The 21786-nt window shown below is 43.4% G+C and carries 18 protein-coding genes; 16 read left to right on the forward strand and 2 right to left on the reverse strand.

Annotated features, from left to right (window positions below; translation table 11 throughout):
- Positions 1-212 precede the first annotated feature (212 nt).
- The 15 genes from MKX41_RS26390 (at position 213) to MKX41_RS26460 (ending at position 15488) form a co-directional block, all read left to right on the forward strand.
- Entirely contained in the window at positions 213-659 is a 447-nt protein-coding gene (locus MKX41_RS26390; RefSeq protein WP_042184258.1) for a tellurite resistance TerB family protein, read from the forward strand.
- Between the two features lie 126 nt (positions 660-785).
- On the forward strand, positions 786-1382 hold the full coding sequence (locus MKX41_RS26395; protein WP_076285126.1) for a TerD family protein: 597 nt from the start codon (positions 786-788) through the stop codon (positions 1380-1382).
- A 29-nt stretch (positions 1383-1411) separates the two neighbouring features.
- Positions 1412-1987: a TerD family protein gene (locus MKX41_RS26400; protein ID WP_042184261.1), complete on the forward strand. Its 576-nt coding sequence runs from the start codon at positions 1412-1414 to the stop codon at positions 1985-1987.
- 51 nt (positions 1988-2038) lie between these two features.
- On the forward strand, positions 2039-2620 hold the full coding sequence (locus MKX41_RS26405) for a TerD family protein (protein ID WP_076299900.1): 582 nt from the start codon (positions 2039-2041) through the stop codon (positions 2618-2620).
- Positions 2621-2852: 232 nt separating this feature from the next.
- Positions 2853-4154: a TerD family protein gene (locus tag MKX41_RS26410; protein ID WP_076285128.1), complete on the forward strand. Its 1302-nt coding sequence runs from the start codon at positions 2853-2855 to the stop codon at positions 4152-4154.
- Between the two features lie 26 nt (positions 4155-4180).
- A complete protein-coding gene (locus tag MKX41_RS26415) occupies positions 4181-4921 on the forward strand; it encodes a TerC family protein (RefSeq protein ID WP_340973818.1) in 741 nt (246 codons plus the stop codon).
- 171 nt (positions 4922-5092) lie between these two features.
- On the forward strand, positions 5093-6304 hold the full coding sequence (locus tag MKX41_RS26420; protein WP_256716336.1) for an HpcH/HpaI aldolase/citrate lyase family protein: 1212 nt from the start codon (positions 5093-5095) through the stop codon (positions 6302-6304).
- Positions 6249-7691, forward strand: a complete 1443-nt coding sequence (locus MKX41_RS26425) for a phosphoribosyltransferase family protein (protein WP_445671327.1) — start codon at positions 6249-6251, stop codon at positions 7689-7691. The genes MKX41_RS26420 and MKX41_RS26425 overlap by 56 nt, the downstream gene beginning before the upstream one ends.
- Complete coding sequence (locus tag MKX41_RS26430) at positions 7675-8826, forward strand: cysteine protease StiP family protein (RefSeq protein WP_340973821.1); 1152 nt, start codon at positions 7675-7677, stop codon at positions 8824-8826. Before MKX41_RS26425 ends, MKX41_RS26430 begins: the two co-directional genes overlap by 17 nt.
- A complete protein-coding gene (locus MKX41_RS26435) occupies positions 8823-9656 on the forward strand; it encodes an HAD family hydrolase (RefSeq protein WP_340973822.1) in 834 nt (277 codons plus the stop codon). Before MKX41_RS26430 ends, MKX41_RS26435 begins: the two co-directional genes overlap by 4 nt.
- Complete coding sequence (locus MKX41_RS26440) at positions 9653-10708, forward strand: ATP-grasp domain-containing protein (protein WP_076285131.1); 1056 nt, start codon at positions 9653-9655, stop codon at positions 10706-10708. Before MKX41_RS26435 ends, MKX41_RS26440 begins: the two co-directional genes overlap by 4 nt.
- Positions 10709-10742: 34 nt before the next feature.
- Entirely contained in the window at positions 10743-11447 is a 705-nt protein-coding gene (locus MKX41_RS26445) for a hypothetical protein (protein WP_076285216.1), read from the forward strand.
- A gap of 11 nt (positions 11448-11458) precedes the next feature.
- Positions 11459-12559, forward strand: a complete 1101-nt coding sequence (locus MKX41_RS26450) for a toxic anion resistance protein (protein WP_042184271.1) — start codon at positions 11459-11461, stop codon at positions 12557-12559.
- A gap of 358 nt (positions 12560-12917) precedes the next feature.
- On the forward strand, positions 12918-13706 hold the full coding sequence (locus MKX41_RS26455) for a formate/nitrite transporter family protein (protein ID WP_076285132.1): 789 nt from the start codon (positions 12918-12920) through the stop codon (positions 13704-13706).
- A gap of 180 nt (positions 13707-13886) precedes the next feature.
- Complete coding sequence (locus MKX41_RS26460) at positions 13887-15488, forward strand: ATP-binding protein (protein WP_076285217.1); 1602 nt, start codon at positions 13887-13889, stop codon at positions 15486-15488.
- Between the two features lie 100 nt (positions 15489-15588).
- On the opposite strand, the gene MKX41_RS26465 is transcribed toward MKX41_RS26460, so the two are convergent.
- Both MKX41_RS26465 and MKX41_RS26470 read right to left on the reverse strand, forming a co-directional pair.
- Positions 15589-17916, reverse strand: coding sequence for a septation ring formation regulator EzrA (locus tag MKX41_RS26465; RefSeq protein WP_340973826.1), 2328 nt, complete (start codon positions 17914-17916; stop codon positions 15589-15591).
- 171 nt (positions 17917-18087) lie between these two features.
- Complete coding sequence (locus MKX41_RS26470; protein WP_167348483.1) at positions 18088-18231, reverse strand: hypothetical protein; 144 nt, start codon at positions 18229-18231, stop codon at positions 18088-18090.
- A gap of 291 nt (positions 18232-18522) precedes the next feature.
- Between MKX41_RS26470 and MKX41_RS26475 the strand changes: the two genes are divergently transcribed.
- On the forward strand, positions 18523-21645 hold the full coding sequence (locus tag MKX41_RS26475; RefSeq protein WP_340973827.1) for an EAL domain-containing protein: 3123 nt from the start codon (positions 18523-18525) through the stop codon (positions 21643-21645).
- Positions 21646-21786: the final 141 nt, after the last annotated feature.

The following is a 21786-nucleotide window of genomic DNA, read 5'->3' on the forward strand; positions in this document are numbered from 1 at the left end:
GTTCGGAATTCCTGTGCAAGATCGGACACAATCTTTTCTATCAAAAGTTCTGTAAAAGTCTGGAAAAGTAGAATATTGATATTTTATCAGGTATATTAGAAGAGTAAACCGTGATTCAGGGATCTACTATGAAAATTCTGTCGGATACGTGGAGAGGAGGCTCTGGGATATCTTTTGTTATCATAATCTTGCAGTGATAGAAGGAGAAAACGATGAGCACATTTAAAAACTGGTTGAACACAACCAAAAACGGACTAACAGAACAAGTAAAGAAATTCAAAAATAAAGATTTCATGAATGCGGTAGTTGCGGGCTGCGCCTTGGTTGCTGCTGCCGACGGTAAAATAGAAGAAGCTGAAAAGAATAAAATGGCTGGTTACATGAATATGAGTAATGAGCTTAAGGTGTTTGACATGAGAGATGTCATTACCCAGTTCAACTTTTATGTAAGTAACTTTGAGTTCTCACCAGAAATCGGTAAGCAGGAAGCACTTAAAGCAATCGGTAAGTTTACCGGTAAACCAGATGTGGGACGTGTAATTGTGGGTGTGTGCTCAGCTATTGGATCAGCTGATGGTGATTTTGATGACAATGAAAAAGCAGTTGTGCGGCATATTTGCGGTGTCTTGGGATTAAACCCTGGTGAATTCAGTTTATAAATGATGTAATACCATATACATGAGTTCGGATGAAACGTATTTAGTTCTTTAGCGTATCACTCATATAACATCCAAAAGCTAGACTAATAGATGGTGATTCTTTTTAGAGAATGGAGGTACGTAAAGTTGGCTGGAATTAATCTGGTAAAAGGTCAGAAGATTGATCTCACAAAAGGTAATGCAGGCTTATCTAACGTAATTGTAGGTTTAGGTTGGGATCCGGCTGAGCCAGCTCGAGGATTCTTCGGTGTGAAGAAACAGGCCAACGTGGACTGTGACGCTTCAGCACTGATGCTGAACGAGAATGGTAAGCTAGTTAAGAAGGGTAACCTGGTGTGCTTCCATAACAAGCAAAGTCCTTGTAACTCTGTCATTCACTCCGGAGATAATCTCACGGGTGATGGTGATGGAGACGATGAGCAAATCATGGTGAACCTGAATGCCATTCCTTCCGATGTACACAAGGTTCTGGTAGTTGTGAATATTTATGATGCCACGAACCGTAAACAGGATTTCGGATTGATTAAATCAGCTTATATCCGTGTGATGAACGCTGTAGGCAACAATGAGCTAATCCGTTTCAACCTATCTGATAATTACAATGGCTATACAGCGCTTATTTGTGGGGAACTTTACCGTCAAGGTGGAGAGTGGAAGTTCGCCGCAATTGGTGAGGGTAGTCACGCGGCACATATCAATCAACTGGCAGAACGCTACGTATAATCCAAATAAAAGAAAAGAGGAATGTTATCATGGCAATTAATCTATCTAAAGGTCAAAAGATCGATTTAACAAAAACAAATCCAGGTCTATCCAAAATCACAGTAGGTCTTGGTTGGGACACTAATAAATATGACGGCGGTAAAGATTTCGACTTGGACGTTTCCGTTTTCTTGACTAATGCGAACAGCAAAGTTGAAAAAGAAACCAACTTCATTTACTTCAATAATAAACAGAACGAGAACGCTTCTGTTGTTCATACAGGTGATAACCGTACAGGTGACGGCGATGGTGATGATGAGCAGATTCAAGTGGATCTTTTGAGTATCCCAGCGGATGTAGAAAAGGTAGCTTTTACTATTACAATTTATGAAGCTGAAACAAGAAGCCAAAACTTTGGTCAAGTTTCTCGTTCTTATGTGCGTATCGTAAATGATTTGAACAATGAAGAACTAATCCGTTTCGATTTGGGTGAAGACTTCTCTATTGAAACTGGCGTTGTTGTCGGTGAATTGTACCGTCATGGTGCAGAGTGGAAGTTCAATGCAATCGGTAGCGGCTACAAAGACGGCTTGAGCGGTTTGACTCGCGATTACGGCTTGCAATAAATCTTGTAGTACACAGTGAACTGAATCCACTCATGAAAGAAGGTTATGTCAGTGACGATCAGTCTTTCCAAAGGACAGCGGATTGATCTTACCAAGACTAATCCAGGTCTGACAAAGGTAGTAGTTGGATTGGGCTGGGACACTAATAAGTATAGTGGAGGTCAAGATTTTGACCTCGATGCTTCAGCGTTTCTGCTTCATGAAGACGGCAAAGCTAAAGGTACAGATGATTTTGTATTCTATAACAACCCAAATGGTGGCGCAGGCTCTGTAGTCTACACGGGAGATAACCGTACAGGAGAAGGCGACGGAGATGACGAGCAAATTATCGTTGATTTTAGCAAAGTCCCTGCCCATATTCAGCGTATTGGTATTACCGTAACGATTTATGATTACGAAACTCGTGCACAGAACTTTGGACAAGTCTCCAATGCTTTCGTACGTGTTGTGGATGCTTCCACAGATCGTGAAGTACTCCGTTTCGACCTGGGTGAAGATTTCTCAACAGAGACGGCAGTTGTATTCTGCGAATTCTACCGCAATGGTGCGGATTGGAAATTCCAGGCAGTAGGTAGTGGTTTTGGCGGCGGCCTTAGCGCATTGTGTAAAAATTATGGGCTGGACGCGCAATAGCATCTTCCGGGCGGGGTCATCACCGATCCTGCCCTTTTTTTAATTCTTTATGGATTGCCTCACAAAGGAAATGGAATGGGTCTCGAAGTATAAACTCCACTTTGTGGAGTTATTTAAAAATATAAGTTTCACACGATACATTATGTCTTATATTTCTCGCTTAAACGCTTGCCGTCCTTATAAGGACGCCGAAGGCGTTTATGCTTGCTCCATTTATAAAGGTGGTGTAAGAATGGGTATTACAGTTGTCAAAGGACAAAAGGTTGATTTAACTAAAGGGAATCCTGGACTTGATTCTCTTATCGTAGAGATTGGCTGGCAATCGCCATCTTCACTTGAGATTGATACTTCTGCTTTTCTGCTTGGAGCGCAAGGTAAAGTAAGCAAAGATGAGGATTTGATATTTTATAATAATCCGTCTACACCTTATATCAGATATAAGGAAATGCCTACATCAAACAGCCTCAAGCAATTTGACGTGGAACTAAACAAAGTTCCTTCTGATGTGATGAAACTCGCGTTTACACTTACCATTTATGATGGCGAGAAGCGAGGTCAAAGCTTTAGGCAGGTAAATCAGGCCTATTTTCGGATTCTGAATCAAGTAACAGGTGCGGAGCTTCTCCGATGTGATCTTGAAAATCATTTCTCCGTGGAAACGGCTGTTGTGGTAGGAGAATTATATAGATATAACGGTGAATGGAAATTCAGCGCCATTGCCGCGGGTTTTGCTGGTGGTCTACAGGAACTGTGTAGGAACTTTGGGATAGAAGCGAACGATGAACCGGCACCGACACCAATACCAGTGCCTAAGCCTGCTGCTCCGCCGCAGCCAGAGCTTAAACGTCAATCAGCGCCGGTAGCGGAGCCTAAGATTCAGTTTCCACCTCCTCCTGCAGCTGCGCCTTCACCTGTAACACCCCCTCCGGTCAATCTCAACCTGAAGAAGATCGAACTGAAGAAAAAAGGCGATTCGATCAACCTGAAGAAATCAGCTGGTGGTTTGGGCGAATTGCTAATTAACCTTAACTGGAATCAGAAGCAGGGTGGAGGGCTATTTAATCGTAAAAATGGTGTGGATTTAGATCTTGCTTGTCTATATGAGTTGAAGAATGGCAGTAAGGGAGTAGTTCAGGCGCTGGGCAATGCTTTTGGCTCATTGAACCAACCTCCTTATGTCATGCTTGATGGAGATGACCGGACAGGCTCTGTAACAACCGGTGAGAATCTGCGGATTAATGGCAGCAAAATTGCTGATATTGAACGGATTCTAATTTTTTCTTTTATTTATAAGGGTGTTACCAATTGGTCAGAAGCTGACGGTGTTGTCACGATTACCCAGAGTGATGGCCCCGATATTATTGTCAATTTGGACGAGCATAACAACCGCAAAGGCATGTGTGCCATCGCGTTATTTCGGAATGTGAATAACGAGACATTCAGTGTTGAACGGCTGGTCCAATATTACAGTGGTCATCGGGAGATTGATGAGGCATATGGTTGGGGACTGCGCTGGGTTGCTGGCAGTAAATAGACGATTTTTTCGGAGGCGCAAGTGTAATGGATTGGTTCGCTGATTTTTTTAGGAATATTAGTGAGAACTACGGTCATTTTTTCTCATGGAGCGATGTGGTAGGTACGCTCTCAGACCCGGTTAGCTGGGGCATTATTGGTAGCTTAGTTCTGCTAGAGGGACTGCTCTCTGCAGATAATGCGCTTGTTCTCGCCGTCATGGTTAAGCATTTACCTAAAGAACAACAGAAGAAGGCGCTCTTTTACGGTATTATAGGAGCTTATGTATTCAGATTTTTGGCTATCGGTCTAGGGACATTTCTTATTAAATTCATGTTGGTTAAGGTTCTTGGTGCAGCCTATCTCTTTTATATCGCTTATGGCGGGTTATTTAAGGGCGGTGGCGATGAGAAGATCGAGAATAAGGGGTTCTCTTTTTGGAAGACGGTTCTCCTTGTTGAATTAATGGATATTGCTTTTAGTATTGATAGTGTTATTGCTGCATTTGGTGTTAGTAACCAGGTTTGGGTGCTCTTTATGGGCGGAATCATAGGCGTTCTGATGATGCGGGGAGTAGCGCAATTATTCTTAAAGCTTATTGATAAAATTCCGGAACTCGAGCGTGCCGCTTTTGCGCTTATTGCCATTATTGCTGGTAAAATGCTCGCGGGCGCTTTTGGGTACGAAATGCCACATGTATTATTCTTTTCAATCATTATTCTTGTATTCGGTGGTACGATCCTTTTCAGCGTACTGCGTAAGAAAAAAGAAGCCCATAGAAATGCTTGATTTCAAAGCTAGTTGAACACTGCTGCTTTCAGGTAATCGTATATGTTTATAGCGTAGGCCTTCACTTATATATGAGAGAACCGGATAGGGTATAGCTGGTTCTGCCACTCTCTATAGGAGAGGCCTGCGCTTGTTTTGCTTGGCTTCGCAAAACTATAAGGGGGAACCATCTTGAGATACTTCGATTACCTGACGAAAGAACAAGAAATAGCCTTATTTTATAATCCGCCGATTTCATTTAACCATAATACTACGAGTAAAGATTTGCTGGCTCATGCTGTTGGAGCTGCCCTTTATATGCCAGCAACTCGTGCTAGTGTTCCCGAAGACATTTTGAAGCTTAAAAGTGCAGGACTTGTAACCGTTATTATTGATCTGGAGGATGCGATCGGAGATAACGAGGTTGACCATGCAGAGGAGTCTCTCATTCAGCATCTTATTTTTCTCGCCGCATATGAGGAGAACGAGCCAAGCGGGAGTGATAGTCTTCCGCTTCTCTTCATCCGAGTTCGTAACCCGGAGCAGCTACAGCAGCTGATTTTTCGGTTAGGATCTTTGGTTACGATGTTAACAGGGTTTGTTTTCCCTAAGTTTTCGGTCGACAACGGAATCCAATATTTCGAGGCGATAGCCGATTACAATAGAACGCGCAGTTACTCAGACCCAGTGCTTTATGGCATGCCAATTCTGGAAAGTGCGCCTATTATTTACCGGGAGAGCCGGGTAGATAGTCTTTTATCTATTCGTAATTTGCTAGGCAACTACCGCGAATATGTGTTGAACGTTAGAATTGGAGCAACAGACTTCTCAAGTTTATTCGGACTGCGCCGTAGTCCTGATATTAGTATTTATGATCTTACCCCTATTCGAGACTGCATATCGGATATTATTAATATTTTTGGCAGAGTGGAAGAAGGGTATGTAATTTCCGGACCAGTCTGGGAATATTTTGCGAATAAAGGGCATCGGGTGCTCAGACCACAGCTACGGCAGACTCCGTTTGAGGACACCTATGGTAAAAACGGCCGCGACATGCGAAATAGTTACATTTCTAGCAGCATGGATGGGCTTATTCGTGAAGTGATTTTAGATAAAGAAAATGGAATCTTGGGCAAGACGATTATACATCCCTCACACCTCAGACCTGTTCAGGCCATGTACACGGTAATGCACGAGGAATATGTTGACGCCTGCAGTATCGTAGAGAGTAACGATGGCAGCCTAGGAGTCTTCAAGAGTCAATATTCTAATAAGATGAACGAGATTAAGCCGCATTTGAACTGGGCAAAACGGATTTTACTACGATCACAAATATACGGGGTGTTACATGAACAACAGCATTTTGTCGGATTATTACCCGAAAACGAATTTACACACGTATAACATAGTCGAGAACCTGCAGGTTACGGTTACCGAAACATCTAATCCCTTTCATTTGCCTGTGGATACTTTATTCTCCATGGCAGCCCGGATTAATAAGAAACGCTCCTTTTTGTTCGTCAGCAAGGTACTTGGTAAACATATCCCTGTTAATCCGTACACCTCTCTGCTAAGTGGTGCTGCATTAGCGCTGCTGTTATATCAGGAGATGAACGGTAATTCTGCGGATAATGATAGGATGGAAGATTTATTAGATAAAGCTGTACACGGACTGATGCACCCTGAGTCTGCCAAGGAAGCCTATGAGCATTTATTAGCTGCAAGATTAGTTCTTCCTAGGCCTGTTGTCTTTATTGGTTTTGCTGAGACTGCAACTGCGCTGGGTCACAGTGTGTACAACATGTTTGCCGATGCAGCATCATATATTCATACTACCCGTGAACATATCATCGATTTGGAGTCCATTGTTAGCTTTGAAGAAGAGCATTCACATGCGGTTGACCATCTATGTTACGCCTTGAATACTAAGCTATTATCAGGGACTGAGCCGATTATTTTGGTGGATGATGAGATTACAACAGGGAATACAGTAATTAATACGATCCGTGATATTCAGTCCAAATTCCCTCGGGAGGAATACGTAGTCGTTTCTATTTTGGATTGGAGGAGCGGTAATAATCTTCATACCTATAGCGAATTAGAACAGGAACTGGGGATTCGGATTAAGTCCTTATGTTTGCTTCAAGGAAGTATTGAAGTAAAAGGCACGCCTTTGCTAAATGCTAGGAATGACAAAGATTTGTTATCGTCTTCAGTGGAATCCGAAGTAGTGACTACTTATGTAGTGGACGGTTTAGAACGTCTGCAGGCAACATCCGTAGATTCATATGGTGACACCAACTCGTCTCCTTATTTGAAGTACAGCGGACGTTTCGGACTGGAGTCGCTGAATAATGATGGTCTTGATGTAGGGGTAACCCGGATAGCCGCTCAGCTAAGAGAACTACGAGGGGGAGATTCTAAGACTCTAGTGATGGGTGTAGGGGAATTTATGTACCTTCCTATGCGGATAGCGGCTGAGATGGGGGAAGGCATTTCATATCAGTCCTCTACTCGCAGTCCAATCCACCCTGAACGTCGACCAGATTACGGAGTGCATAGTGCTGCCGCATATCCTTCAGCTAGCGATCCGGAAATTAAAAACTTTATTTACAATGTGGATTCTGATCAGTATGATGATATATTCGTGCTGATTGAGCGTGATGTACCGCATGAACGAATGAAACCCATGCTTGATATACTGAAGACACTGGCCCGCCATAAAGTGCATCTTATTGTACTGACTCCTGAAGGAAGAAGTGGAGGCCTCCAGTATGAAGGGAACAAGTAATCATAAAGTCATGGACAAAAAAATAGCAGAACCGGTTCCGCTAGGTAGCTATCCACCGTCAGATGTTACGTTTCTGCTCAAGGATCTTAGTGACGTTTCGCTGGAGCTCGCGACAGAGGAAAGGGAGGAAGCTATTCAATCGGGTGTCCATTATTCTGAGATGTTGCCCGTTGAATATCAGCCTACCGAGCAGTATATCGACTTGTTTCATGAGACGCTGCAGCAATCAGCTAAGAAGGTTGCTTTAGCTGTTTCCATTGTTTCTGAGATGATTGTCTCAAGAAGAGGACTAAGTACGGTGCTTGTCTCTTTAGCTAGAGCAGGAACACCCATTGGTATACTGATTAAGCGTTATATAGCTGAGAGATACAAGGTAGACTTGCCGCATTATAGTATTTCTATCATTCGAGGAAAAGGTATAGATGAGAATGCGATACTCTACATTCTGCAGAAGCATGGACTTGATGCTGATTTGCAGTTTGTGGATGGGTGGACAGGAAAAGGGGCTATCCGTGGGGTGCTGATTGATTCTTGCAACACCCTCTATGAGAAGTATGGTATTCGCTTAAATGATGATCTTGCCGTATTGGCTGACCCAGGAAACTGCGCAGGCATGTTTGGGACTAGAGAAGACTATCTCATTCCTAGCGCCTGCTTAAACTCTACCGTTTCAGGGCTGATGAGCCGAACGGTGTTACACGCTGATCTCATTGGTCCTGAGGAATTTCATGGTTCAAAGTTTTATAAGGAGTGGCTGGATGCGGACGAGTCCAATGTATTTATTAATACGATTTGCCCGTATTTTCCTTCCATAGTAGCAGAAGCGAAGAATATCGCTGGACAGATGCTGGAGCATCCGCCAGAAATCACTTGGCAGGGTCTTCGTGATATTCAGAGTATTCAGGAGACTTTCGGTATAGATAACATTAATCTGATAAAGCCGGGGGTCGGCGAAACAACCCGCGTATTACTGCGCAGAGTACCTTGGAAAATTCTTGTCGATACTATGGATAATCCGAATCTAAAGCATATTCTTCTCTTAGCGAAGGACCGGGGCGTTCCTGTTGAGATCTTTCCTGGGATGACGTACTCCTGCTGCGGAATAATTAAACCGCTGAAGGGGGAGACAGAATGATATATGCTAGTGATCTAGATCGTACTTTGATCTATTCTTTAGGTGCAATAGGTGTGCCGGAGAATACCCCAGGTCTAATTCCGGCGGAAGTTATCGAGGGAAAGACGAGATCCTATATTTCGCAGCAAGCATTAAATCAGCTGATGGATCTGAACACACGGATTATTTTCATCCCGGTTACTACGCGTACGATACAACAATATAAGCGTATTAATCTGTTTCAAGAAACGGTCATACCTGACTATGCGGTTACGAGCAATGGGGGGAATATCCTAATCGGTGGAGTTGTCGATAAGGAATGGAGAGAATCAATCGGGAGATTGGTAGCTCGTCACTCTGCTGGGGCTGAAGAGGTTAGATCATATATCAAGGCGGTCGTGCGTGAGGATTGGATCATTAGTGAGAATTATTGTGATGATCTATTCTATTCCTTCATGGTTTATCGGGATCAGTTGCCTTTAGATGAAATCACTAATCTATCAGATCGGCTCTATAATCTCGGCTGGAGAGTTTCTTTACAAGGCCGCAAGCTGTACGCTGTGCCGGCTGCCGTGAACAAAAGCGATGCTATACTCCATTTGCGGCGCACCGTTCGCTCTGAACCTATGGTGGCCTCCGGGGACTCACTGCTAGATAAGAGTCTGCTTGAGAGTGCCGACTATGCTATTGCCCCTTGCCATGGTGAAATATTTGCAGAGCAACAGAGTGGTCTTGTAAAATCAAGATATCCATTCACGAAAGAATCAGGTGTATTTGCTGGAGATGAGATTTTGCAGTATGTAAATATGATCTATAATAATCTAACTGCATTGGGAGTGGGGCCACTATGAAAAAGGTAAATATTTATTTCAATCGTTGGTTTTCCGTGGCTTACCATTATATGAATCTCCTCCGCAATAACGAGGATGGTATACCGGTTCAAATCTTTGCGACACACCCGGATATTCGCCATATGTCCCTACAAGGTGCTGACTTTGCTGAAACCGAGCCGGCGCTGAAGGGAATAGAATATGTTCAGTTTTGCGTTGATTTCTGTCGGCGTAATGAGATCGATGTTTTTATTCCACGGTTGCATATGCTTGATATTGCTCTCCATGCGGCAATGTTTGATGCGATTGGTACAAAGGTTCTGGTCTGTAGAGATCTTGATTTGCTGGAGTCTATTATGGACAAAGGTAAATTTTACGAGAATGTTAGTGAGCAGGGCATTATGAGTATCCCGGATTATCATGTAGTTAGTACAGCGGAGCAGTTTAAAGACGCTTACGAGGACCTTGTTGCCAAGGGACATCGTGTTTGCTTTAAGCCTACTGAAACAGAAGGCGGGTTAGGCTTCCGTATTATCGACAATACCCGCGATCCTCTTCAAGAGCTTTTTGGGTATGTAACTCCATTGATTACGTTTGATGATGCCTATCGTATTCTTGCAAGCAAAGAGACCTTCCCTGATTTGATGGTGATGGAATTACTGGAGGGTTACGAGTATAGTATAGATTGTCTGGCAGATGAGAACGGTAAGCTGTTAGTAGCTGTGCCACGTCGAAAAGTAGGCGGTCGCCTGCGATTGATGGAGCATATTCCTGAACTGGAGGAGATTGCAGCTAGAGTTGCAGAAGTTTACAAGATCCCCTTCAATTTCAATATTCAAATGAAATACAATGGAGATACTCCAAAGCTGTTGGAAATTAACCCACGAATGTCCGGTGGACTGCATATGTCATGTCTGTCAGGGATTAACTTTCCTTATTTAGCCGTCAAAAGCGCACTCGGTGGCGAGGTTCAGCCTATGAATTTTGAAGGTGATGTATTGGCTAGCCATCTGGAGCAACCGATGATTATGAAAATAAACGGCCAATCTGTCATTCCGGATGCCGTGAATTGAGCGTTCATAAAGTCGCTCACAAGAGGTGAGAACAATTCAGTTTAAATCGAAAGTATTGCTTTACGCCGGTATCGGCTACGTTGTTGCTGTATTAACGAGTTCTTTTCTTCCCGAATTCATCTCTCTGCTGTTGCCTTTAGCGGGTGCGGGGATAGGTGCTCTGGTAACGAGAAGTCCAAAAACCAATCTCCCAGCGGAGGTGTTGCCAGCAGGCCCTGTGACGACACCTATTGCTCCGACACCCGCTGCGAGTGCTCCTCAATTAAGCAACACGACAAATGATACTACATCAGGTAATCACAGCTATGACGGTAGAACTGAGAGCGCGGTGAAGATTGGGCCGGAGTTCGCTCCGGTTGTGGAGTATCTTAGCATTCTGGAAGATATGATTATCTCAGAAGGGCAGAAGGATACGCTGGACAATGAAATTGTCGAGAAATCATTGGCGCTCTTCGCGAGGCTTCAACGTGTAATTCCACTGCTGCAGGAGCTGAATAACGGCGAGATTAATCATACGGTCCGCAGATTGATTCTGAAGGATTTGAATGGTGTAATCAACCCGTTCTTACGCCTAGGCGGTGAAGCAAAGACGAAGAATCGGAGAATGCTGCTGAACGGTCTAAGAGATGTCGATTCCAAAATATCGGATATTGCATCCACGATCGAACATAAAGACCTGATGGAACTTCAGACGAAGGCGGAACTGATTCATCAGCGGTACAGCAGTTCCGAACTATAGGAGGGAATCCCATGTCCACGCAGTTGATCCAATTAAAAAAAGAAGATGAACAAAAGGTAGTCGAGGAAGCGGCACAATTAATTGAGAAGGTATCCCAAACGGATACTGTTACACTGGATTCCTTGATGGATGATATCGGTAAGCTTGGGGTTAAGACGCAGGAAAAAGCGGGACAAACCTTGAAGCTGCTGGATCGCCCGGTGAATGACCTGATGTCTGGTAAACGCGTTGAAGTGCCTAACATGATTATGAAGCTGCGGAATGAGTGTGAGAATCTGCAGCAAAGTAAGAATGTGAGCTTCTTTGGCAAGATGCTACGCAAGAGTCCGATGAAGAACTATGTGTACAAATATCAGTCGGTCCGCACGAACATTGATGCCATTGTTACAGGGCTTCGCGATGGTAGAGATACCCTCGAAGAGAGCATTGTGAATATGCGTCAGCTGAAACGTACTTCCATGGAAGAGATCTATAACCTACAGACCAAAATTGCTTTCGGCACTAAGTTGAAAGAGTTGTTCGAGGTAGAGATCGCGAAGCCTGAGAATGAGTACCGTAAAGCTTATCTGGAGCGCGGTTTGCGTAAAGTGATGGTTCGAATTCAGTCGATGACAGAAATGATTCTGCTGTACAATCAAGCGATTGCTGCTACAGATATTATTAATGACAATAATGACAAGCTGATTGATTCCGTGAATAACGCTATTGATAAGACCTCTAATCTGATCACGGTGTCGGCAATGATTGCGATGTCTTTAGCGGATCAGGAGAACGTCATCAATGCTGTAGAAGCGACGAATAAGACGATTGAAGATCAATTTAAAGAAAATGCACGTCTGCTGCGTACCACTACAGAGAAAACAACCGAGTTGCTGTCTAAGCCTTCTATGTCTATGGAAGCTGTGAATCAAGCGATCGGTGATCTGCTTAGCGCATTAGACACTTCAGAACAGTCCAACCGTCGCATTATTGAGAGCTGCCAGGATTATACGTCTAAAATGACGGCAATCAATACTCAACTAGGCAATCGTTTAGGACTAAATGAGGCGGACAAGCCTCAGGCACTGAAGCAAGGAGAGGCTGAGAGTCAACTGAGCAGTTTCTTGAACTAAATTGTTTTGACAATAATAAAAATACAGAGAATAGATTGAGAAGCCTGTTGAATTCATTCAACAGGCTTTTTTAAACGCCAATACTCAATCATAAAGCCCTATCTTCACACATAAGTTGTCACAAGACTATGTGGAGGAAGTGAGGATAGGCATATGATCTTAGGGTGCTTGATACTCGTGCTTATCATCGTAGCCAGTAGTGAAAGAGCAGAAGCGATTGCAAAAATGAATGAGGACACTTAGGATTTTTACCATGATTTGGTTCAAGTAATTTCCAGCTGGTTATTGGGTATAATAACGCAAGATTGCACGATTAGCCGATAACTAGCTGGAAAACCCAAATTCCTAAGGAGGTCACATGGAGAACGAGGCGCTGCTACAGGTTGAACAATTAGCACTTAAGAAACAAAAGATCTATCGGCAAAGTATATTGCGCTATATTGCCAGAGCCATGCTGGCCAGTATGTTTATCGGGTTCGGCGTAATTGTAGCATTCAAGACAGGCAACTACTTCTATATGGAGCATTCACCATTTGCGTATCCAATGGCTGCGATTACTTTTGGAGCAGCGATCATTCTAATCTCATACGGGGGAGGGGACTTATTTACCGGAGATACTTTCTACTACACGTACACGGCTTTGAGGCGCAAAATGAAATGGACCGAGGTTGTACGTATGTGGGTCATGAGTTATATAGGTAACATTCTTGGTGCTGCTGCATTTGCACTGTTGATTTTTTTAACAGGCCTGTTTTACAGTTCTGATGTAAATGGTTTTTTACTATATGTGGTTGAGCATAAAATGGAGGCTCCGGCAGGTCAGCTTTTTTTCCGTGCTATCCTCTGTAACTGGCTCGTTTGTATGGCTTTTTTCATCCCGATGAATATAAAGGGCGATGGGGCCAAAATGTTCGCAATGGTCTTATTCGTATTCTGTTTTTTCATCTCCGGTTATGAGCATAGTATTGCCAATATGTGCACCTTTGCAATTGCATTAGTCCTTGACCATCCCGGAACGGTTTCGTGGGGCGGTGTGGTACATAATCTTGTGCCCGTTACAATCGGAAATCTAATTGGCGGTGGAGTTCTGATGGGGGTTATGTATTATTATGTGAACAAACCTTTTCTTGACGACACGAAGGATTAAGAAGAAATAATGTGCATCCGCAACTTCGCTCTTTAAAAGAGCGGAGTTTTTTTGTGCTGCAAGAAATTTATTCGCATTGGGATATTTTGATTTTTTAGGGTTCAAAAGGATTAGGGGGAAAGAAGTAGAATACATATTAGTATTACAAAATTGAAGATTCATACAGAATGGGGTAAGGCTTTGGAAAAGACAACAGGGGTACTGACGGATGAGACTATCATTAAGGCTTCCAATCAGCATTGCATGGATCAAGGAATAGACCCTGAGCAGCCTCCTATTTTTCCAAAATGTTATGCTGCAGATGAACTGGGGTCACAACTCCGTGTATATAGTGAAGTGATTGAGGTTATTGATTTTTTTGTGACTAAGTTCCTTTCTTCAGTAAAAGGTAATCCGATCCTTGTTACGATATCGGATGATGCAGGTTATCTATTGGCGTTCAAAGGGGATCCGACAATTATTGATCTCGTTGGGCAGGTTGGCATCAAAGAAGGTGTACAACTAAATAAAGAAGTGGGTACAAATTCAATTGCGTTGTGTCTCGAACACCAGCGGCCTTTTCAGTTGAAGGGACAAGACCATTATCATCAAATTCTTCATCGTTTAGTATGCTGTACGGCTCCTTTTTATAAAGAGGATGGACGAGAAATATTGGGGACGATATCATTTATGGCGGATATAGATGTGGCGCATCCCCACTTATTGCCTTTACTCTGTACCATGGCTGACTCCATCGAACGCGAGATTTTGCTGCGTAGAGGGAATGCTGAGCTTCAGCTTTTAAATCGAATCCTATTGGATACCAATTATTTGGGTGTTATTATAACGGATGAACTCGGAACGATCGTCAATATAAATGAGAACTGCTTAAACATGCTTCATTTGGATGGTGAACATCAAGAATCTGTTATCGGTGCCAGTGTCTTCGAAATTCGAAATGTGGGCTCTTATTTTCAGCATGTCATTCTTCAGCAAGAGGCATGTGCTGGGCTGGAAGTGATTCAAGAGAGCAACGGTTTGTTTGAACATTATATGCTGGATGTGCTTCCGGTTTATGATTCGAATGCATGTTTAGCTCGTGTGATTGGGAGTCTTCGTAATATCACAGAGATGAAAAAAACGGAAGAAGTGCTGCGCAATACAGAGAAGCTAGTGGTTGCTGGACAACTAGCCATGAGTATCGCACATGAGATTCGCAATCCGCTAACTACAGTCAAAGGAATGCTTCAACTGGCCAATAAAGATTCGCAACTGCTACATTATGATCTTATTATGTCAGAAGTAGAAAGAATGAACCTCATTGTGAGTGAGTTCCTCATATTAGGTAAACCGCAGGCTGCGCATTATAGGGTAGAACAATGTAGCACGATTCTGCAGGAAGTGCTCAGCATCTTTGCGATTCAAGTGGAGATGAATAATATATCATTGAACACGCAATTCCATTTTGATGCGAATATCTTGTGTGATCGCAATCATATCAAGCAGGTCTTCCTAAACATCCTAAGAAACTCAATGGAAGCCTTGCCCTTTGGCGGAAGCATTACAGTTGCCCTAGATGTGGAGAATGGATTCCAGAAGATTACCTTCACAGACAACGGAGAGGGTATGAACCGGGAAGTACTCGATAAATTAGGCCAGCCTTTTCACACGACCAGAGGTGATGGTAATGGACTGGGAATCATGATTGTTAAAAAGATAGTATCTGCACATAGAGGGCGAGTGGCCATAGCGAGTGAAGTGGGCGTAGGTACGGCCGTTACGATTTATCTGCCAATAAAATAAAGGGCTTGTCATGACTATTTCTTCGTCATGCAAGCAGTAATTCATAATAAAAGACTCTTCCGCCCAAGCAGGCTGGAAGAGTCTTTTGTTTGGAGATAGTCTACCACTTGGATCCGCCTGATGAATTTCGGCCGGACTTCCCTCCGCCGCCCCAAGAAGATCCGCCGGAGGATTTGCCACCGCTGCCGCCTCCACCCCAGGAGGAGCCACCGGAGGAGCGTCCTCCACCGAATCCACCTGATGAAGGAGGGCCAGAGGACATTCGTTTGCGAGCCTGCGCGCGACGTTGCTGTTCTCTCATCATAGCTAATTGAGCTAGTCGTTCTTCTTCTTCCTTCTGACGAACGAGTCGGTTCGCTTCATTCACAAAGGAAGTGATCTGTGAATCATAAGAACGGCCAAGGGACTCCAGTTCCTCAAGATTATAAGGCCGGGATGCCAGGCGATGATCCAGTGCACTGTATTCCGGCAGTAAGGATAGCTCGAAGTGAATTCTAGAAGATAATCCTCTGCTATGCAGCATTCGCTGGGTCTTTTCCACCCGGCTTTGCCCTTCGGAAAAGAGGCGAGTGACCTTATCCAGTCTTTCATGAAGTGCATTTAGACTTTCTGAGACACCATCGAACTGTCTTGCAGCTTCATCTAGGAGGGACAGCAACTGTTCTAGCGCATTGTGGGCCTTATCATATTCGCCGCGCTCATCACTGGTCCAATTCTCAATCTGCGCCACTTCACTAGCACCTTCCCGAAGGCGTGTGCTCCACTCTGTAAGGATGTTCTCCACAGTTGACACATGTTGTTCTTCAAAATACATACGTGCTTCGGTAATCCGGCTTTGCAGTCCGTCTCGCCGCTGTTTTAATTGGCTCCATTCGGTGCGGAATGTCTCTAAATCTCTGCGGTTGTTCTGCCGAAGGAGTGCTTGTTGTTCTGTCATAGCAACAGCCTCATCCAGGAGAAGGTCAAGAGTGGCGCCAATCTTGCGCACCTCATCCATATCTCCAACACGCAGCGGCGCTTCAAGAGTCAGCGATTCTGCGCGGGCCTGCTCCAGACGGTCAAATGGTTTTACCTTCATGTTGTGGAGTGAATTCTGCTCGATGATGTTTGTGATTTTGGTACGGACTGCAGCTAATACCGTAGGGAACTGGTTTAGCTTATCATCGTAGAGATCGACATCCTTCAGGTCTTGTTCAATCTTTTCTTGGCGATCTTGTGCATCCTCGGTAATTTCTTGTGCGGCGATAGGGTCAAAAAGCTCCAATTGATCTGCCTTAGAGGTCTCCTCGGCAAGCTCCTTGAGCTCTTCTACAATTTCTTGAAGTGCATAGCCAGTTTCTTTAACCGCACCTTGTAGCTGCTCTTCAAGCTCTGGTGCATCCTCTTTCAGCTCTGTAATTCGCTGTTTAACATTGCGATCAGCTTCACTGATGACAGCAATGTTCTTCTCTTCCTCCTCAAGCGCTGCGCGGAAGGAGTCCTCAGTCTGCTGTAATTGTTCCACGGCTGCCTTAAGGGCAGTCAAATGATAAAAGGGTGGCTGTACACCTTGCCCATCATTTTGCAGTGAAGAGATTTCAACGAGCTTTGCAGAGAGTCGTTTTGAAATGCCTTCTACCAGTACCTCGGTTTTTCCCTGAACGATCCCTTGAAATGGCTTTAATGACTCCAATGCTCGATTCGCCCGTACTAGCAAATCGGATAACTGCTCTTGTTGTACGTTTAGCTGTTTGCGTCGACGTATACCTGTGATCACAATAAATAGCACAAGTAGTATTAGTACGATTCCGATTAGAATGGCGGCAATCGTAAACATGGAGCTACTGGAGCGGCTTCCTGTATTGACCGAGTTCCCTGGTTTACCGGAGGTTCCGTTCCCTAAACCGCTATTCGTACTGCCAACTGCGCTACCGCTTCCTGCACTTCCTCCAACATTTCCGGTACTCTCCCCGATGGAATGAACCGCTTTAATTAAAGCCTTTGTCCCTCCAGCGAAGTCTCCTTCTCTGGCATAAGGGATGAAATAAGTATCAAGCAGCGCTGTAATGGCAGCACTTCCTGATTTTCCTCCCTGATTTTGGGACCAGGCATTTAACGAGGTTTGAAAGCCAGGATTGTTAAAATTAAGTTCAATGGACTGATCGCCAGCGGAGATCAGCAAGAGAATATCGCGAGTGGACAGTCCCCATGAGGCGTAAGTATCCTCGGCGTATTTATCGGCCGGAGTGCCGTTTAAGGAATCTACGGTGAGTACATGCATAGTAACGAGATCTCCAGTGGCAGCAGCAGAAATGGACGTCGCTTCTGCGGAACTAAACATTCCAGCTTTATCGGTTACTAATCCCTGTTGAGCAGGGATTTCGGCGGCGTATGCAACGGGTATCCATAACACGCTGATCAATAAGAATAAAGCTAAATACTTTTTCAAGCTGACACGCTCCAATCTGAAGGACTTTGTATTCAATATATTATGCTGATAATTATACTATATCATTAACCCTCACGTGACGCGGGGATACTCCTATTCTTACATGGCTGCCAATCATACAAGCAAAAAAAGCCGCATTCCCTAAAGGAATGCGGCGAATATTCAGAAAGATTATCTTGTCGGCAGACAAAGAATGTATTGCAATCTGGATTTAATTTCTTTTTGCCATTTTAAATCTCCAACTTTAACGGCAAGATTGAGCAGATCCAGATAATCGTCAACCTGTAGTGTTGTTCTGGTAGAGGTAACGTTCATGGGTGATCAGTCTCCTTTTAACTTAAATATAGTAAAGTGAAATCAATAACTTATTTAATAATGATAATCATTATCAACTTGTATCATTATTGCTATTATCCACATTTTCTATCTAAAAAGCAATATAAAAATGTAGCATCCGTAATTTTATATAAATTACAAAGGGAAGGGTTCATTGCTGGGATTTGCGTATATTATGTGACGAGGAAAGAAAAAGCAGGGGTATTGCCATATTTTGTCGAATAACATTTAGGATATTACTGTAAATTCAGTAAAAAGGGGGAATGAGCGATGAAGCAGTACAGACTGTTGCTTCTGATTAGCATTCTGTTTATGCTCTTACCTCCTACTGCCATTCACGCCGAAAGAAAGGAGATCGAATATCAAGTAGAGCTGGAATATCCACCTTATAAATATATAAAAGATGGGTACATGACCGGTTTTGATATTGAATTGAGTAATATGATCTTTGAGAAGCAGGATTACGATGTCCACTACAGTACAGGGAAGTGGCCTGATGTATATAATCGGCTCGTTCAGGGAGATATCGAAACAGCGGGTCTAATGGCAGTAACGGAAGGACGACAACAAGAGTTGTTATTTTCGGAACCTGTTTTCAAAAGCTATATTTCAATCTACGCAAGGCGAGGGCTTAAGGGTGAGATCGATTTAAATAAGCTTGGAGGTTATAAGATAGGTCTAGGAAACGGGCAGTATTCTGAAACAGTACTGAACGGGAAACTGGGAATTAATGATTACGTAGAATATGCAACGATCCCTAAAGCCTTGGAGGCTTTAGAAAAAGGGGAGATTGACCTTCTATTTGAGAATCAGGAGGTGGTCGATTATCTGCTCGTTGAACAGGGGAAGACGGACAGTATTATTAAGGAAATGAATGATCTTTATCCCAGGGATGTGGCTTTTGCAATCAATAAGTCTACACCGGAGTTAGTTTCTTATGTTAACGAGAGATTGGTGGAATTACAGCATTCGGGTGCTTTTGAAGAATTGTACCAGAACTATTTCTTCGTTCATTCTGATTATTATAAAGGCATGATCCACAAAAGATGGGTTTACGGAGCAATCCTTCTATTCTGTCTTCTTATGCTGGGTGGAGTCCTGCTTAAAATGAATATTAATCGTTTACGGCGTGCTGTTTATTCAGAGCATCAATTTTTTGAGGATGTTATAGAGCATAGTGGTATGGTAGTTTGGGCGGTGCAGGCAGATAAAAAGGTAGTGCGGTTTAACAAGTTTGCTGAGCGGATGACGGGTTTAAGTGAAAAAAAGGTGCTGGGAGTAAATATTGAGGATATCGATGGTCTAGAAGGTAGTACGGCTGCAATCCGTGATCTTTTGATGCGGGCAATACGGAATGAATATGTTAACAACGTAGAAATTAAGCTCCCAGACCAGTCATCTGAAGCGCGATATTTTTCATTCCGGACAGCCTTATTAAAAGGACTTGATAAGCAAGCAGCCGATATCTTTGTACTTGTAGGTGTGGATATCGATAATCGTAAACAAAATGAGCTGAGGCTACAGCTAAGTTATAGGGAATTGGAAGCTACATACGAAGAGCTCTCAGCGACAGAGGTCGATCTACAGGAACAATTTAATAGGCTTCAAATCAGTGAACGACGTTTCCGGCTCACCACAGAAGGTTCTGGTGCATATATGTGGGAGTTTGATTTGGAGGCGAGACGTTTTAATTTATCAGACCGATGGTATGACCTCATAGGTTACACGAAGGATGAAATCAACTCGTTTGAAGAGGGAGCTTTTAGTATCGTTCATCCCGATGACCTAGCTTCAACCCGTAAGCTTAAACATGATCACCTGGAGGGTGTTACACCTATTTTCGAAACGGAATTCCGCATGATTACCAAGGACAATCAAATCGTGTGGTTTGAAGTTAGGGGTAAGGCTACCGTTAATCCAAAGGATGAAGTTCTGTTATTTATGGGCTCCTTGATTGATATCAGCGAGCGGAAGCAAGCGGAGCTTAATCTGAGCAACAGCTACCAAGAGCTTGGGGCGACCTATGAGCAGCTCGCGACTACTCAACAGGAGCTTCTGGTACAATATAATATGCTTCTAGACAATCAGAAACATATGCATCGTCTGGCTTATGTGGATGCGCTCAGTAATTTACCTAACCGTTTATGTCTGCTGGAGACCATGGAGAAGTATCTAAAGCATCCGGGAGGGAAATTTGCACTACTGTTTCTAGATTCAGATAATTTCAAATACATCAACGATACCTTAGGTCATAAATCCGGGGATGTACTCATCCGGAAGGCAAGTGAGAGATTGCAGTCACTGATGCGGGAAGGAGATATGCTCTCACGGCTAGGTGGAGATGAATTTGTTATTTTTATTAAGGATACAGAGGACCGTGAGGCTGTATTGAATCTGGCAGAGCATATAATGAGAGCGTTCCGGCAGTCCTTTTTAATAGGAGAGAGTAATCTGTACGTCTCTCTAAGCATCGGAATTTCCTTTTATCCAGAGGATGGAGAGACGGCCGAGCAAATTTTGAGTAATGCGGATGTGGCGATGTACCGTGCTAAAGAGGATGGCAAGGGAACTTATGTAGTCTATGACAAATCGATGCATACAGCGTTTAATGAACGAATGAATATAGAGAAACATTTGCGCAGTGCAATGAACAATAATGAATTTGAACTGAACTATCAGCCCCAGATGGATATCGAATCCGGATTCATCTCAGGCTTTGAAGCTTTAATTCGTTGGAACAGCCCATCGCTTGGTTCTGTATCTCCACTTTCGTTTATAAAAATTGCTGAGGATTCCAGACTGATCATCGATATTGGTGAATGGGTGCTTCGCGAATCTTGCATCTTTATGAAAGGTATTCAAGATCGTACAGGTGTTCCTTATAAAATATCTGTCAATATTTCGATTATTCAGCTATTCCAGAACGATTTTATCGAGATGGTACAGGATAGTCTGGCAGTAAGTGGCCTAAATCCAAGCTGTCTTGAGCTGGAAATCACGGAGTCTATTTTTATGAAATCATTTGAGAGTATTCTGGGTAAGCTGCAGTTTCTTAAATCTAAGGGCATTAGTATCGCCTTGGATGATTTCGGAACGGGCTACTCATCACTTAGCTATTTGCAGCAATTACCGATTTCAACGCTCAAGATGGATAAAACCTTTATTGATTCACTCTCAGAAAAAGCTAACAGCCAGTCTTTTGTGCAGTCCATTATACAGTTGGGGCATAATATGGGACTAAAAGTTGTAGCAGAGGGTGTAGAAGAGGTTATTCAAATGGATTTGCTCAAGCAATTAGGCTGCGACAAGGTTCAAGGCTACCTGATTAGCAGACCTGTGCCAAAGCAGGCAGTCGAAGAGCTTTTGGAAACACAGAGGCGCTATGGGATTTAGCAGTCAGATTCAAACAGATGAACACAAACAAGCCCGTGAAAAGATCCGTGGGCTTATTTGTTCAAATATAAGAATTTATAAGTTTCACGCTATATATTTTTCCTTATATTTCTCGCATAAACGCTTACCGTCCATTAGGGA

The organism is Paenibacillus sp. FSL R5-0475, assembly GCF_038004585.1.
Taxonomy (GTDB): Bacteria; Bacillota; Bacilli; order Paenibacillales; family Paenibacillaceae; genus Paenibacillus_AQ.